The sequence below is a fragment of the Rhodococcus daqingensis genome (assembly GCF_042665615.1).
GTDB lineage: Bacteria > Actinomycetota > Actinomycetes > Mycobacteriales > Mycobacteriaceae > Rhodococcus_G > Rhodococcus_G daqingensis.
The window spans coordinates 186,355-200,732 of the sequence record NZ_JBHTCS010000009.1 but is presented as its reverse complement, the minus strand read 5'-3'; the positions used below and the strand labels follow the sequence as shown (position 1 = coordinate 200,732).

General features: G+C 68.5%; 14 protein-coding genes. 8 read left to right on the top strand and 6 right to left on the bottom strand.

From position 1 onward, the window contains the following. The first annotated feature begins 7 nt into the window (after nucleotides 1–7). The 3 genes from leuC to ACFQS9_RS05390 all read left to right on the top strand — a co-directional run bounded on the left by leuC (nucleotide 8) and on the right by ACFQS9_RS05390 (nucleotide 2,936). Nucleotides 8–1,432, top strand: a complete 1,425-nt coding sequence (gene leuC, locus ACFQS9_RS05400) for a 3-isopropylmalate dehydratase large subunit (RefSeq protein WP_378402324.1) — start codon at nucleotides 8–10, stop codon at nucleotides 1,430–1,432. A 27-nt stretch (nucleotides 1,433–1,459) separates the two neighbouring features. Further along, a complete protein-coding gene (gene leuD / locus ACFQS9_RS05395; protein ID WP_378402322.1) occupies nucleotides 1,460–2,071 on the top strand; it encodes a 3-isopropylmalate dehydratase small subunit in 612 nt (203 codons plus the stop codon). Between the two features lie 154 nt (nucleotides 2,072–2,225). Beyond that, nucleotides 2,226–2,936, top strand: coding sequence for an HU family DNA-binding protein (locus ACFQS9_RS05390; RefSeq protein ID WP_378402320.1), 711 nt, complete (start codon nucleotides 2,226–2,228; stop codon nucleotides 2,934–2,936). 84 nt (nucleotides 2,937–3,020) lie between these two features. Here the strand turns inward: ACFQS9_RS05390 and ACFQS9_RS05385 are convergent, their stop codons facing one another. The 3 genes from ACFQS9_RS05385 to cofC all read right to left on the bottom strand — a co-directional run bounded on the left by ACFQS9_RS05385 (nucleotide 3,021) and on the right by cofC (nucleotide 6,949). Further along, entirely contained in the window at nucleotides 3,021–3,947 is a 927-nt protein-coding gene (locus ACFQS9_RS05385; protein ID WP_378402318.1) for an NUDIX hydrolase, read from the bottom strand. Between the two features lie 33 nt (nucleotides 3,948–3,980). Continuing rightward, nucleotides 3,981–6,116, bottom strand: a complete 2,136-nt coding sequence (locus tag ACFQS9_RS05380; RefSeq protein WP_378403150.1) for an RNA degradosome polyphosphate kinase — start codon at nucleotides 6,114–6,116, stop codon at nucleotides 3,981–3,983. Between the two features lie 128 nt (nucleotides 6,117–6,244). Next, nucleotides 6,245–6,949 carry a 2-phospho-L-lactate guanylyltransferase gene (gene cofC / locus ACFQS9_RS05375; protein ID WP_378402316.1) on the bottom strand — a complete coding sequence of 235 codons (705 nt, stop codon included), beginning with the start codon at nucleotides 6,947–6,949 and terminating at the stop codon, nucleotides 6,245–6,247. A 109-nt stretch (nucleotides 6,950–7,058) separates the two neighbouring features. On the opposite strand from cofC, the gene ACFQS9_RS05370 reads away from it, so the two are divergent. Next, the gene (locus tag ACFQS9_RS05370) at nucleotides 7,059–8,057 is read left to right on the top strand and encodes an NAD(P)H-dependent glycerol-3-phosphate dehydrogenase (protein WP_378402314.1); all 999 of its coding nucleotides are present in this window, start codon (nucleotides 7,059–7,061) and stop codon (nucleotides 8,055–8,057) included. A gap of 81 nt (nucleotides 8,058–8,138) precedes the next feature. Beyond that, nucleotides 8,139–9,245, top strand: coding sequence for a D-alanine--D-alanine ligase family protein (locus ACFQS9_RS05365; protein ID WP_378402313.1), 1,107 nt, complete (start codon nucleotides 8,139–8,141; stop codon nucleotides 9,243–9,245). 23 nt (nucleotides 9,246–9,268) lie between these two features. Here the strand turns inward: ACFQS9_RS05365 and ACFQS9_RS05360 are convergent, their stop codons facing one another. Continuing rightward, nucleotides 9,269–9,898, bottom strand: a complete 630-nt coding sequence (locus ACFQS9_RS05360; RefSeq protein WP_378402311.1) for a DUF3515 domain-containing protein — start codon at nucleotides 9,896–9,898, stop codon at nucleotides 9,269–9,271. Then, a complete protein-coding gene (locus ACFQS9_RS05355) occupies nucleotides 9,877–10,104 on the bottom strand; it encodes an Lrp/AsnC ligand binding domain-containing protein (RefSeq protein ID WP_378402309.1) in 228 nt (75 codons plus the stop codon). The genes ACFQS9_RS05360 and ACFQS9_RS05355 overlap by 22 nt, the downstream gene beginning before the upstream one ends. 195 nt (nucleotides 10,105–10,299) lie before the next feature. Here ACFQS9_RS05355 and ACFQS9_RS05350 point away from each other — a divergent pair, with 195 nt between their 5' ends. From ACFQS9_RS05350 to ACFQS9_RS05340, 3 genes are read left to right on the top strand one after another with little or no spacing between them, the layout of a single operon-like run. Then, complete coding sequence (locus ACFQS9_RS05350) at nucleotides 10,300–11,208, top strand: thiamine-phosphate kinase (protein ID WP_378402307.1); 909 nt, start codon at nucleotides 10,300–10,302, stop codon at nucleotides 11,206–11,208. Nucleotides 11,209–11,221: 13 nt separating this feature from the next. Then, nucleotides 11,222–11,743 (top strand): gamma carbonic anhydrase family protein, encoded by a 522-nt coding sequence (locus ACFQS9_RS05345; protein ID WP_378402305.1) that lies wholly within the window; start codon nucleotides 11,222–11,224, stop codon nucleotides 11,741–11,743. Next, a complete protein-coding gene (locus tag ACFQS9_RS05340) occupies nucleotides 11,743–12,435 on the top strand; it encodes a uracil-DNA glycosylase (RefSeq protein WP_378402303.1) in 693 nt (230 codons plus the stop codon). Before ACFQS9_RS05345 ends, ACFQS9_RS05340 begins: the two co-directional genes overlap by 1 nt. On the opposite strand, the gene ACFQS9_RS05335 is transcribed toward ACFQS9_RS05340, so the two are convergent. Next, entirely contained in the window at nucleotides 12,432–13,970 is a 1,539-nt protein-coding gene (locus ACFQS9_RS05335) for an HNH endonuclease signature motif containing protein (RefSeq protein WP_378402301.1), read from the bottom strand. The two genes, ACFQS9_RS05340 and ACFQS9_RS05335, sit on opposite strands and share 4 nt — an antisense overlap. Nucleotides 13,971–14,378: the final 408 nt, after the last annotated feature.

The window sequence follows — 14,378 nt, the reverse complement described above, 5'->3', positions numbered from 1 at the left end:
GGAGAACATGGTCAGTACGAAGCGCACCCTGGCAGAGAAGGTGTGGGACGAGCATGTCGTCGTCCGGGGCGAGGGGGAAGGTTCCTCGCGTAACCCGGACCTCATCTACATCGATCTGCACCTCGTCCACGAAGTGACCAGTCCCCAAGCCTTCGACGGCCTTCGGCTCGCCGGCAGGCCGCTGCGCCGCCCCGATCTGACGATCGCCACCGAGGACCACAACGTACCCACCGTCGACATCGACAAGCCGATCGCGGACCCGGTCTCACGCACGCAGGTCGAGACCCTTCGTCGCAACTGCGAGGAATTCGGCGTCCGTCTGCACCCGATGGGCGATCTCGATCAGGGCATCGTGCACGTGGTCGGCCCGCAGCTGGGCCTGACCCAGCCCGGCATGACGGTGGTGTGCGGCGACAGCCACACGTCCACACACGGCGCCTTCGGCGCTCTCGCAATGGGTATCGGCACCAGCGAGGTCGAGCACGTGATGGCGACACAGACGCTGTCGCTGCGTCCGTTCAAGACGATGGCGATCAACGTCGACGGCGAACTCCAGCCCGGGGTGACGAGCAAGGACGTGGTGCTGGCCGTCATCGCGAAGATCGGCACCGGCGGCGGCCAGGGCTACGTGCTGGAGTACCGCGGCTCGGCCATTCGCCAGATGTCGATGGAAGCTCGAATGACGGTCTGCAACATGTCGATCGAGGCCGGTGCGCGAGCCGGCATGATCGCGCCGGACGAGATCACCTACGAATTCATCAAGGGGCGCCCGCACGCGCCGCAGGGTGCGGACTGGGATGCGGCCGTCGAGGCGTGGGACCAGTTGAAGACCGACGAGGGTGCGACTTTCGATCAGGAGGTCTACATCGACGCGAACACGCTCACGCCGTTCGTCACCTGGGGGACCAACCCCGGCCAGGGTGCGCCGCTCGGCGACTCGGTGCCGGATCCCACGCAGATGGTCGACGAGAGCGAACGCCTGGCGGCCGAGAAGGCGTTGACCTACATGGGCCTGACGGCGGGCACTCCGCTGCGTGAGATCGCCGTGGACACGGTTTTCGTCGGTTCCTGCACCAACGGCCGGATCGAGGATCTGCGGGCGGTGGCGGACGTGCTGAAGGGCCGCAAGGTGGCCGAGGGCGTGCGGATGCTGGTCGTCCCGGGCTCGATGAGGGTCCGCGCGCAGGCCGAGGAGGAGGGCCTCGGCGAGATCTTCACCGCCGCGGGCGCCGAATGGCGGCAGGCGGGTTGCTCGATGTGTCTCGGTATGAATCCCGATCAGCTGTCCCCGGGGGAGCGTTCGGCATCGACATCCAACCGGAATTTCGAAGGTAGGCAGGGCAAGGGCGGCCGGACCCATCTGGTCTCGCCGCTGGTTGCGGCGGCGACGGCGGTGCGAGGCACGCTCTCGGCGCCCGCGGACCTGGACTGAAGACCACCGGAACGACAGGAGTATTTGATGGAAGCCTTTACGACACACAAGGGAATCGGCGTCCCCCTGCGGCGCTCCAATGTCGACACCGACCAGATCATTCCGGCGGTCTACCTAAAGTCGGTCTCTCGTAGCGGTTTCGAGGACGGCCTCTTCGCGGGTTGGCGGGCCGACCCCGAGTTCATTCTGAACATTCCGCCGTACGACAAGGGCTCGGTTCTCGTCGCCGGTCCGGACTTCGGCACCGGCTCCTCCCGTGAGCACGCGGTGTGGGCGCTATCGGACTACGGATTTCGCGTTGTGATCGCGTCACGCTTCGCCGACATCTTCCGCGGCAACTCCGGCAAGGCGGGTCTGCTGGCCGCTCAGGTCGACCAGTCGGACGTCGAACTGCTCTGGAAGTTGCTCGAAGAGCAGCCCGGACTGGAAATTGTTGTGGATCTCACGGAGCGCACAGTTACCGCCGGAACGCTGGTGGTGCGCTTCAACATTGATGACTACACGCGGTGGCGTCTGCTCGAGGGTCTGGACGATATCGGATTGACGTTGCGGCAGGTAGATGCGATTTCGGAGTTCGAAAAGTCAAGGCCGTCATGGAAACCTGCCACCCTCCCGGCGCGGGTTGCCGACGGAAACTAATACGATCGACTAACGGGATTCGGGCACGAAAGAGGGTGCCACGCCGCTGAGAAGGGCATGAGAATTGGCGTGGCACATAGACTCTTGCCCTTTTCCGGATTACCGTGTTTGCTAGTCGGTCCGACAATGGGCCATCGGTTTGCGGAGGACTTCCATGAACAAAGCAGAGCTCATTGACATCCTGACCGAACGGTTGGACTCGGATCGCCGCACCGCCACCGACGCGGTCGAGCACATCGTCGACACCATCGTGCGCGCCGTGCACCGGGGTGAGAGCGTCACGATCACCGGCTTCGGCGTCTTCGAGCAGCGTCGCCGTGCGGCCCGCGTCGCGCGCAACCCGCGCACCGGCGAGACCGTCAAGGTCAAGCCCACGTCGGTTCCCGCATTCCGTCCGGGCGCCCAGTTCAAGGCCGTGATCGCGGGCAGCCAGAAGCTTCCGGCCAGCGGACCCGCGGTCAAGCGTGGTTCGGCGTCTGCCGCACCTGCGAAGAAGGCGGCCGCGAAGAAGGTCGCCGCGAAGAAGGTGGCGGCCAAGAAGGCGGCTCCCGCCAAGAAGGCTCCCGCGAAGAAGGTGGTGGCCAAGAAGGCAGCACCCGCGAAGAAGGCGGTCGTGAAGAAGGCGGCGCCCGCGAAGAAGGCGGCCGTGAAGGCGGCTCCCGCGAAGAAGGCACCCGCGAAGAAGGTGGTGGCCAAGAAGGCGGCTCCGGCCAAGAAGGCGGTCGTGAAGAAGGCGGCGCCCGCGAAGAAGGCTCCGGCCAAGAAGGCTCCCGCCAAGAAGGTCGTGGCCAAGAAGGCGGCTCCGGCCAAGAAGGCTCCGGCCAAGAAGGCCCCCGCCAAGAAGGCACCCGCGCGTAAGAAGTAGGCACGACCGACTACTCGTGCACCGCACGGGATCCAGGGCGGCGACGGGAAACCGTCGCCGCCCTGACTCGGATCGGGGGTCGACTCAGGCGTTCTCGGGCAGTGGGCTGTCGATGTGGCTGGCGTCCACGAGCTTGCCCCCGGAGAACGAGAGGGCCCAGGTGCTGCCCTTCCGATTGCGGGCAGGCGGCAGGGTGATCCCGTCCCGATCAGCCCACCAGCTCAACAGGTCGGGAATGACCCCGCTCTGGCTGCAGATCACCTGAACGCCTCCGAGAGTGGCGATCTTTCTCGCGCGTGATCGCGCCGCGGAGGGATCCTCGGCGTAGGCCTCCTCCGAGAGCAGCGGCTCCGGCACGATCTCCGTGCCCAGCGCTCGCGCCAGCGGTTCCATCGTCTGCACACAGCGGGTTCGATCCGCGGAGTGGACGGCGGTCGCGCCGAAGGCGAGGAGCTGGGGGACGAGTGCCTCGGCCTGGGCGCGTCCGACCTTGTCCAATTGCCGCAGTGTGTCGTCCGCTGAATCCTTTCTGCGTCCGGCCTTGCCGTGCCGGACGAGCAGCATCGTGGTGGTGTCGGCGGGCACCTTGAGGAACCGGCGCGTCACCTTGCCGTCCACCGAATACGAGAGCGCGCCGACCACGTCCTCGGGGGCCACCCATCGGAGCTCGTCGACCTCGTTGTTCGGGACGAATTCACCCCCGAGCGACTCGGCGGCCCAGTAGTCGACCCGCTTGCGCTTGCGGTGGCCCGGGATCTCGTAGGCGATCCGGGTCACGTGCCGGCCAAGGCGCACGCGCAGGCCGGTTTCCTCCTCTACCTCGCGCACCGCCGCGACGACGGGTGTCTCCCCGGGGTCGAGCTTGCCCTTGGGGAAGGACCAGTCGTCGTAGCGGGGACGGTGGATCAGTGCGATCTCGATCTCGTAGGGATTGGTCGGTGACTTGCGCCAGAGCACGGCACCTGCCGCGAAGATGTTGGCCTTGATCGGTCGATCCGACTTCGAGCTCACGTGCTGCCTTCCTGTGGTGACCGGAAAACGGACCTACGAGACGACCGCGCGCCGGCCGCGCATCAGCTCCTGCTGGTGCTCGCGGACGCGTTCACCCCGAGCGGGCGAGGCCGCCCAGTGACCGTCGGACTGGAGTACCCAGCACCGGGTGGTCGGGTCGAGCGCGGAGTCGAAGATGTCGCCGAGTTGTCGGGTCAGCCGGGGATCTTTCACCTGGGCCATCACCTCCACCCGCCGATCGAGATTGCGGTGCATCATGTCGGCGCTGCCGATCCAGAATTCCTCCGCGCCGACGAAATGCAGGACGCGTGAATGCTCGAGGAATCGCCCGAGAATCGAACGGACCTCGATGTTCTCGCTCAGTCCCGGCACCCCGGGCTTGAGGGCGCAGATGCCGCGGACCACCACCTGTACGGGGACACCGGCCTGCGAGGCCCGATAGAGCGCGTCGATCACCTGCTCGTCGACCAGTGCATTGGCCTTGAGGCGGACGCCTGCGGGCTTGCCCGCGAGCCGGCGCGTGACCTCGGCATCGATCCGCTCGATGATGCCGTCGCGGACCCCATATGGGGCGACCAGCAGATTCCGGTACTGCGCCTTGCGTGAATACCCGGTCAACGAGTTGAACAGGTCCGTGAGGTCCGCGCCGATCTCCGGGGCAGCCGTGAGCAGTCCCACATCCTCGTACAGGCGGGCCGTCTTCGGGTTGTAGTTCCCGGTGCCGATATGGCAGTACCTGCGGATCGCGGAGCCCTCCCGGCGCACCACAAGGCAAGTCTTGCAATGGGTCTTGAGACCGACCAGTCCGTACACGACGTGCACGCCCGCCTGCTCGAGCTTGCGCGCCCACTTGATGTTCGCCTGTTCGTCGAATCGAGCCTTGATCTCGACGAGCGCCACCACCTGCTTGCCCGCCTCGGCGGCATCGATCAGAGCGTTGACGATCGGGGAGTCGCCGGAGGTGCGGTACAGCGTCTGCTTGATCGCCAGCACGTGCGGGTCCGCGGCCGCCTGCTCGATGAAGCGCTGGACGCTGGTGGAGAACGAATCGTAGGGGTGGTGCACGAGCACGTCACCGTCGCGCAAGGTCGAGAACACGCTCTTCGGGGTCTCCCGCTCCCCGAAGGCCGGATGCGTTGCCGGTACGAAGGGCGCGTCCTTGAGGTTGGCGCGATCGACTCCGTACACCTGCCACAGGCAGGACAGATCGAGCAGGCCGGGGACCTGGATCACATCACCGGGATCCACGTCGAGCTCGCGCAGCAGCAGTTCGAGCATGTGCTCGGTCATGTCGTCCGCGACCTCGAGCCGCACCGGCGATCCGAACCGCCTGCGGGCCAACTCGCGCTCGAGGGCCTGCAGCAGATCCTCGTCGCGATCCTCCTCGACCTCGAAGTCGGCGTTGCGGGTGATCCGGAAGGCGTGGTGCTCCACGATCTCCATGCCGGGGAACAGCGCCTTCAGGTGCGCCGCGATGAGCGCCTCCATGGGGAGGAAGGCGGGGGTCGTCGCGGGTGAATCGGTGCGGTTGACGCGGACGAAGCGGTCGACATTGTCGGGCACCTTCACCCTGGCGAAGTGTTCGCCGCCGGTCGACGAATCCTTCACGGTCACCGCGAGGTTCAGGCTCAGCCCGCTGATGTAGGGGAAGGGGTGGGCCGGGTCGACCGCGAGCGGGGTCAGCACCGGGAACACCTGCTCGCGGAAGTGGGCGGACAGGCGTTCCTCCTCGTCGGCGTCGAGGTCGGCCCAGCCGATGATGGAGATGCCCTCCTCGGCGAGCTCGGGCAGCACCTTGTCCAGGAAGGTCCGCGCGTGCTTCTCCGCGATCTCCTGGGTTCGCCGGTTGATCAGCGCCAACTGCTCGCGTGGGGTCAGTCCGTCGGCGGAACGCACGGAGAGCCCGGTCTCGTCCCGTCGTTTGAGGCCCGCGACCCTGACCATGTAGAACTCGTCGAGGTTCGAGGCGAAGATCGCGAGGAACTTGGCGCGCTCGAGCAGCGGAATCGACGGATCCTCGGCCAGGCTGAGCACCCGGGAATTGAAGTCGAGCCAGCTCAGTTCGCGGTTGAGATAGCGCGCCTCCGGCAGGGGGATGATCGAACCGTCGATCGCCACCGGGGTGGCGGCGGGCGGCGCGGTCGGGATCACCGGCAGGTGATTGACGATCGGTGCGCTCCATTCGCGCTCGCCGGTGGTCGACGCCGTTTGCTGCCCGGTGTCCTGTCCGCGTACCTCACCGTTAGTCACGCGTAGATCATCCCCCAGATCGAGAGCCGGGGACAATCGATGAAGATTTAACTTCGGTGAATACGGCGGTCCGCCCCCGTGATGCCGGGCCAGCCGATCCGGTCGAGTTCCGCCGCGGTCGCCGCCCCGGGCCCCAGCCTGACCGCGGCGTCGAGATCGGCTGCGGTGTCGACATCGAGTCGCAGTCCCGGCCAGTCGCCGGTGAGCACCGCGGCCCCGGAAAGGCGGTGGCGCCGCGCCGAGTCCGGGCCGAACCGGGGGTCCAGATCGGCATCCGGGTCCAGCACGATCAGCGCCGCGGTCCCGGTGCCGTGATGATCGACCACGAGCGAGCGGGGCGCCCGCGCGGCCGCGAGCGCCGCGGACAGCTCGTGCGGGCGCAGGCACGGAAGGTCGCCCTGCAGTGCCACGACCGGCCCGCGTCCGCTGCTCGACTGCGCATCCGCCGCGGCAGCCCGCAGGACGGCATTGAGGCGATCGAGGTCCTCACCGGCGGGATCGGTGTAGTGCCCGGCCCCGCACTCGCGCGCGACGCGGGCGACGACCGGGTCCGGGGTGATGACCGTGAGCTCGGCGATCCCCGTCGCGCCCGCCGCCGCGGCGAGGGTGTCGCGCAGCATGGCCAGCACGAGCGCGGTCCGCTCCTGCGGCCCGAGGCGGCCGGCCAGCCGGCTCTTGGCCCGGCCGAGCTCCTTGACCGCGATCAACACGTGCGCCTGCCCGGCGGGCGGCGTGTGATGCGCTGGGTCCATGTCCGCAATCCTGCCAGCCCGCGGGTGCGGGTGAGCAGGCCGCGGTCCCGCCATGGCCGACTACTGTGGGATGCCGGCGGCAGCGGGTGGCGATGGGGAAGGAACTTCCATGAGCAAGGCAGCGGTACTGGGGGCGGGATCCTGGGGGACGGCGTTCGCGAAGGTGTTGGCCGATGCCGGCACCGATGTCACGTTGTGGGCCCGCAGACAGGAAGTGGCCGAGGCGATCTCGGTGGATCACGAGAATCCGTTCTATCTCGAGGGGATCGCGCTGCCGCCCTCGATGTCGGCGACGAGTGATCATCGCGTCGCGCTCGAGGGCGCCGACATCGTCGTGCTGGCGGTGCCCTCGCAGTCGCTGCGGGAGAACCTGGCGGTCTGGGCGCCGTCCATCGAGCCCGATTCGACCCTGTTGTCCCTGGCCAAGGGCATCGAGAGCGGGACGTTGATGCGTATGAGCCAGGTGATCGCCCAGGTGGCAGGGGCGGATCCGTCGCGGGTGGCGGTGCTGTCCGGGCCGAATCTCGCCAGGGAGATCGCCGCGGGACAGCCGGCGGCAACCGTGATCGCCTGCACGGATTCCGTTCGCGCGGTCGATCTTCAAAAGGCTTGTGCCACTGGGTATTTTCGCCCGTACACCAACTCCGACGTGATCGGCTGCGAGGTGGGTGGGGCGTGCAAGAACGTGATCGCCCTGGCCTGCGGAATGGCGTCGGGAATCGGCCTGGGGGAGAACACCAACGCCTCCATCATCACCCGGGGGCTGGCGGAGATGATCAGGCTCGGGGTGGCGCTGGGCGCGAATCCGGCGACACTGGCCGGGTTGGCCGGGGTCGGGGACCTCGTGGCGACCTGCTCCTCGCCGCTCTCGCGAAACCGGACCTTCGGCCACCATCTCGGCGCGGGTGGTTCCATGGAGAGCGCGCAGCGGGCGACCAAGGGGCAGGTTGCCGAGGGTGTGAAGTCCTGCACCTCGGTCCGGGCCCTGGCCGAGAGCTACGGGGTGGAGATGCCGCTCACCGATGCGGTGCATCGGGTGTGCCACGAGGGCATGTCGGTCCCCGAGGCCGTCGGACAGCTCCTGGGGCGGCGCACCAAGCCGGAGTGAGCACGCTCGAATGGTTCGGACCGCCCGATCAGCGGTGACCTGACGCGGCAGATGGGTTCGTCCAACGGTACGGTTCCGTATGTGAGTAATCCGCGTACGAGGGTGGCTGTGGTCTTCGGTGGCCGCAGCAGTGAGCACTCCGTCTCCTGTGTTTCCGCTGGCAGTGTGCTTCGCAACCTCGATCCCGAGCGGTACGAGGTGGTGCCGATCGGCATCACGCCGGACGGAGCCTGGGTGCTCGGCCCGACCGACCCCGACGCCCTCACCATCGCGGGACGCTCGCTGCCGACCGTCGATTCGTCGGGCACCGCCCTGACCCTCACCGCCGACCCGACCCGCTCGGGCGCCCTGGTGTCGCTGAGCAACGACGAGGCAGGCGCGGTCCTCGCGTCCGTGGACGTGGTGTTCCCGGTCCTGCACGGCGCCTACGGAGAGGACGGCACCATCCAGGGCCTGCTCGAGCTCGCGGGCCTGCCGTATGTCGGTCCCGGCGTGCTGGCCAGCGCGGCGGGCATGGACAAGGAGTTCACCAAGAAGTTGCTCGCGGCGGAGGGCCTGCCGATCGGGTCGCAGGTGGTGCTGCGGCCGGGCGTGGCGACGGTGTCGCCGGAGGATCGGGAGCGCCTGGGGCTGCCGGTGTTCGTCAAGCCCGCCCGCGGTGGCTCCTCGATCGGCATCTCCCGGGTGTCGTCCTGGGATGACCTCGACGAGGCGATCGCGGTTGCCCGTGGCCACGACCCGAAGGTGATCGTGGAGGCGGGCATCGTCGGCCGTGAGGTCGAGTGCGGTGTGCTCGAATTCCCCGATGGCACAGTGAAATCCAGTGTCGTGGCGGAGATCCGGATGCCGGAGTTCGCCGGCGACGACGGCGCCTTCTACGACTTCGACACCAAGTACCTCGACGACATCTGCGAGTTCGACGTGCCCGCCAAGCTCGAGGACTCGATCAGCGACGAGATCCGGGCGATCGCGGTGCGGGCCTTCGCCGCGCTGGACTGTCAGGGGCTCGCCCGCGTCGACTTCTTCATCACCGACGACGGCCCGGTGATCAACGAGATCAACACGATGCCCGGGTTCACGTCGATCTCGATGTACCCGCGGATGTGGGAGTCGGCCGGGATCGACTACCGCTCGCTGGTGTCCACTCTGGTCGAGACGGCTCTGGCCAGGGGGACCGGCCTGCGCTGACGGCAGGCCGGCCGGGCCCGGGGTCAGGGATTCGGCACGGGTGCCGGGTCGATCGGCCGCTGCTCCAACGCCCCGGAGATGGCGGCCGAGGCATCCTGGAGCGGGCTGGGTCCCGATCCGTGCGGCACGGTCAGCGCGACGTAGACCCCACGGTCCACGGCGAACCAGGTGCTGGCGTCCAGCCCCTCCTCGCCGGGCACCTCGAACCACTGCACCTCGTCGACCATCTGCAACGCCGAGGCCGCGTTGAACTCCAGTGGGCGGTCCACGCCGCAGCGCAGCACGACCTCCTTGGCATCGTCGGCCTGCCAGGCCGCCGCCCCGACAGGCGCCGGATCCACGAGCTCGGCCCTGCCGTAGTCGCCGAGGTCCTCGGGTAGCGCCTCGATCAGGGCAGCGCACTCGGGGGACTCGGCGGCGGGGGCGGGCACGGTGCCGAGGGCGACCGGTTCCTGGACGGGGTCGCGTCCGGCGATCACCGCGGCAACCAGCACGCCGACCACGAGGGCGACCGGGAGGGCGACCGCGACGGCGATCAGTGCAGGGCTGCGCCGGGCCGTGGGATGGGGCGCTGCGGGTTCGGGCTCGGTGGTCCTCGCGGATTCGGGGAGATCGGGGTCGTTCACGGTTACTAGTGTGCCGCAACCTGACATGTGAGGGTCCGGGTGATTCCCGAGACGCGCTGAATCTGCTTGACCACGCCGGGGAGCTCGGTGCCGTCGGCGGCCTCGACCCGGACCACCACGTCGTAGGGGCCGAGGACATCCTCCGCCGTGAGAACGCCGGGCAGCTGCCGAATCAGCTCGGCGATGAGCAAGGCCTTGCCGACCTCGGTCTGAACGAGAACGAAAGCCTGCATCGCTGACGCCCCTTCTCGGTGCGGTGCCCGCGACGTCGGTAGAGTCGCGGTGGCCCTGGCCTGCCACTCGCACGGCCGGGTCACTCCCGGCTGCGATAAAGGGTACCGCGGCTCGTTCATCGGAGGTGCGTCATCGAATCGACGGATCGTGGCGCCGACGCCGGGCGCACGGTCGCCGACCTCGGCGAGTTCGCGGTGATCGACCGGGCGGTGGCCGGGCGCGATCAACCCGCGACCACGCTGCTGGGGCCGGGTGACGACGCCGCGGTGGTGCGGGCACCGGACGGCGCGGTGGTGGCCTCCACCGACATGCTGGTGCAGGGCAGACACTTCCGATTGGACTGGTCGAGCCCCGAGCAGGTCGGTCGCAAGGCGGTGGCGCAGAACGGCGCGGACATCGTCGCGATGGGGGCCTGGCCGACCTCATTCCTGGTGGCGATCGGGTGCCCCCCGACCACGCCGGTGGCCGTCACCGACGCGCTCACGGCCGGGATCTGGGCCGAGGTGGCCGAGTTCGACGCGGGCGTGATCGGCGGCGACATGGTGCAGGCGGAGCAGTTGGTCGTGTCCATCACCGTGCTCGGCGACCTGGGCGGGCACGCGCCGGTGCTGCGGTCGGGGGCGCGCCCCGGCGATCAGGTGGCCGTCGCGGGTCGGCTCGGGTGGTCCGCCGCCGGACTGGCCGTGCTGCTCGCCGAGTTGGATGGATTTGCGGAACTGATTGCCGCGCACAAGGTTCCGAGACCGCCCTATCGGAGCGGCCCGATTGCTGCTCGCGCAGGCGCCACCGGCATGACGGATGTGTCCGACGGTTTGGTCGCCGACCTGGGGCACATGTGTACGGCCTCGGGCGTCGCCGTGGATCTGGACAGTGCGCTGCTCGAGCCGGGACCCGAGCTCGCGGCAGCAGCGGAGGCGCTGGGGGCCGACGCGCTCGACTGGGTGCTCACCGGCGGCGAGGACCACGCGCTGGTCGCGACCTTCCCCGCCGATGTGCCGCTGCCCGAGGGGTGGCGTCGGATCGGGTCGGTCCTGGCCGGCGAGGGCGTGCTGGTCGACGGCCGTTCCCGGGCGGGCGGCGGCGGCTGGCAGAGCTTCGATTAGATAGATTGCCCCAATGCCTATCTACGCCCTCGGTGATCGCGTGCCCGACATCCATCCGGACGCGTACGTCCACCCCGACGCCGTGGTGATCGGCGCGGTCACCCTGGCCGCGGGCGCCTCGGTGTGGCCGCAGGCGGTACTGCGCGGCGACTACGGCACCATCACCATCGGCGCGGACACCAACATCCAGGACGGCACCGTCATCCACTGCACCCCGGTCGATCCGACGGTGATCGGATCGGGCTGCGTGGTGGGACACAGCGCGCACATCGAGGGTGCCACGATCGGCGACAGCTGCCTGATCGCATCGGGATCGATCGTGCTGAACGGCGCCACGGTCGGTGCCGGCGCGATCGTCGGCGCGGGCGCGGTCATCCCGTTCGGGTTCGAGGTCCCCTCGCGCCGGATGGCGCTCGGTGTGCCCGCGAAGATCCGCGAGGGCTACGAGGTCTCCGAGGGCCACCTGGAGATCAACGTGAAGACCTACGTCGCGAACGCCGCGTTCTATCGGGACGCACTCCGGCGACTCGACTGATGCCGGTTCGACCGCTCGACGAGCTGATGGAGGCGGGCTGGGCGCAGGCGATGGAGCCCGTCGCCGGGCAGATCGCGTCGATGGAGGAGTTCCTGCGCGAGGAGACCGCCGCGGGGCGAGACCATCTACCCGCAGAGGAGAACGTGCTGCGGGCCTTCCGGCAGCCCTTTCGTGACGTCCGGGTGCTGATCGTCGGCCAGGATCCCTACCCGACGCCGGGGCACGCGGTGGGATTGAGCTTCTCGGTGGCGCCCGACGTGCGTCCCGTGCCCCGCAGCCTCGGCAACATCTTTACCGAGTACAGCGAGGATCTGGGTCTTCCGACACCCGACAACGGGGACCTGACCCCGTGGACAGGGCGGGGAGTGTTGCTGCTCAACAGGGTGCTCACCGTCGAGCCCGGCCGCGCCGCTTCGCATCGTGGCAAGGGCTGGGAAGCCGTCACCGAGCGGGCCATTCGGGCGTTGGTGGCCCGGCCCGAGAAGATGGTCGCGATCCTGTGGGGACGGGACGCGGGCACTCTCAAACCGATGCTCGGCGATGTGCCGGTGATCGAGTCCGCGCACCCGTCGCCGCTGTCCGCGCGACGCGGATTCTTCGGGTCGCGGCCGTTCAGTCGCGCCAACCGGCTCCTCGACGAATTGGGGGACGAGCCGGTCGACTGGCGGCTGCCCAGCGGCGCGCTGTTCTAGGCCGGCCTACTCGGCCGCGGAGAATCACCACCGTCCTCCCGCGCGGGAGGTGGTCGTCGCTGGTGGTCGTCCCGTCGCTTTCGTGCGTCGGTTTCATTGCGGGCCTGCGCTTTTCGTCTGGCGCGGTCGAGTAGCTCCTTGGGGTGGTGGCGGTGGTTGATGCGGGGTTTCTGCTCGGGGTCGATGTGCGGGGGTGGGATCCATTCGGTGCGTCCGGCGTATTCGGTGCCCTTGGGTGCGGTTTGGGTTTGCCAGCCGCCCGGGCCGTCGTGGATCAGCGCGTGGCAGGCGTCGCAGCCGAGGGTTAGGACCCTGATGTCGGTGGCGCCGCCCTTGGACCAGTCGCGGACGTGATGGACGGCGGTCATCGTGGCGGGGGCGTCGCAGCCGGGACGCGTGCAACCTCGATCGGCGGCGATCAGGGCCAGGCGTTGGTCGGCGGTGGCGAGGCGTTTGCTCCGCCCGAAGTGCAGCGGCCGGCCGTTGTGATCGAACAGCACCAGCACCGGGTGCGCTTGTTCGGCGAGCTTCAGTGCGTCCTTGATCGGGAGGATTCCACCGGATGCGGTCGTGGCGACGCCCGTGGCGTGTTCGAGTTGGTCGAGGGTCATGGTGATGATCGCGGTGGCCGGCAGCCCGCGATGCGAACCCAGTACTCCGGAACCGAGGAGCGCACGCAGCGCCTCCTTCACGGCATCGTGATTGCGTTGCGCAGCGGTGCGGGTGTCCCGGCCCGCCGCGGCAGCGAGCCTGTCGCGGTCGACGTTCGGGTGCTCGGCATCACCGGTCGGCGAGGCGGGGTCGTCGGGGTTGTTCATCCCGGGCCGCGCCCACTTGGCGAGGATCGGTTCGAGCAGTGCCCTGGTCTCGGGGTCGAGGTGACCGGAGATCGGTGTCATCAAATTCTTGTCTTGCCGGCCGAACCGGATCCCGCGCAGTCGTTTGCGATCCCTGTCGTCGGCGAGGTCACCGTCCGGGTTCAGATAGGCAAGCAGCTCGTGTCCGGCGTTCTCGACATCCTCCGGGGTCCCGGCCCGCGCCAGTTCGGCCAGGATCTGTTCCGCTGCCTCGACGTCGGACGCGGGCACCGCATGCGGGATCTTGCGGATGACATCGCGCACCGCCCGGCAATGGTCGGCGCCGATGTCGCCGTCACGTTGGGCTTGAGCGGTTTCGGGCAGATCAGCGGGCAAACTTTCACCCGATATGGCGTGCCAGGTCCCCAACGACTTCGCGGCGGTGACCCGCGCGGAGGCGTCCGCGGCGGAGATCCGCAACACCCCGACCAGCAGCTTGTTCACGGATCGATGGCCGAGCGTGCCCGGCAGGGATCGTTCGACCGCCTCGACGATCAGTTTGTGCCCCACCACCGAGGCCTGGCGAAGAGACTTCTCGGCCTGCTGCATGACCGTGGTCAGCTCGGAGTCCGGCAACCCCGTCAGGTCGCACTCACAGAGCCCCTCGACGGCGCCGGCCAACGCGTACAGGTGACCGCGTACCTGTTCCGAGACCCCGACCCCACTGATCGTACTCATGTTCGAATTCTACCGATGGGGTCCGACACGCCACGTCATCGCCAAGTCTGATCCGGTCGATGAACGACTCGTGGTCACCGGCCCCGAGTTCCTTCGGGTGGTCGGCGGTCGCGAGTACGCTGACGTCGCAGCCAGTCCGGGCAGATCCCACAGTGGAGGGTCATGTCATGCGATGTGTGGCGATTCATCGTCGGTTTGCCGCCGGAGCCGTTGCGTCCGTGGCCGTCTTGGCGCTCCCGCTCGGCCCACCCGCCGCTGCGCAGGCGGACGTGTTACCCATTCCGACCTCGGCGACCACGGTGTTTCGAGTCCCGGTGACGTTCGTCTCGGCGTGTAGCACGGTTGGGTTCAGGTGCTGGGTGCCGCACCGGCTGGCAACCGTGACACCGACGGCCACGACGGGTGCAC